This window comes from Phyllobacterium calauticae, assembly GCF_019991125.1.
In the GTDB taxonomy this organism is placed as follows: Bacteria; Pseudomonadota; Alphaproteobacteria; order Rhizobiales; family Rhizobiaceae; genus Phyllobacterium; species Phyllobacterium calauticae.
On the sequence record NZ_JAGENB010000038.1, the window covers coordinates 1 to 425 of the forward strand.

The window sequence follows — 425 nt, forward strand, 5'->3', positions numbered from 1 at the left end:
GGAATTTTGGACAATGGGCGCAAGCCTGATCCAGCAATGCCGCGTGCAGGATGAAGGCCTTCGGGTTGTAAACTGCTTTTGTACAGAACGAAAAGTCTTGGGTTAATACCCTGGGACCATGACGGTACTGTAAGAATAAGCACCGGCTAACTACGTGCCAGCAGCCGCGGTAATACGTAGGGTGCAAGCGTTAATCGGAATTACTGGGCGTAAAGCGTGCGCAGGCGGTTATGTAAGACAGAGGTGAAATCCCCGGGCTCAACCTGGGAACGGCCTTTGTGACTGCATAGCTAGAGTACGGTAGAGGGGGATGGAATTCCGCGTGTAGCAGTGAAATGCGTAGATATGCGGAGGAACACCGATGGCGAAGGCAATCCCCTGGACCTGTACTGACGCTCATGCACGAAAGCGTGGGGAGCAAACAG

Annotated in this window: 1 rRNA gene; it reads left to right on the top strand. The window is 53.4% G+C overall.

Features of this window, described 5'->3' with window-relative positions:
- Positions 1-425 (top strand): 16S ribosomal RNA (locus J1W56_RS25850); the annotation flags it as partial.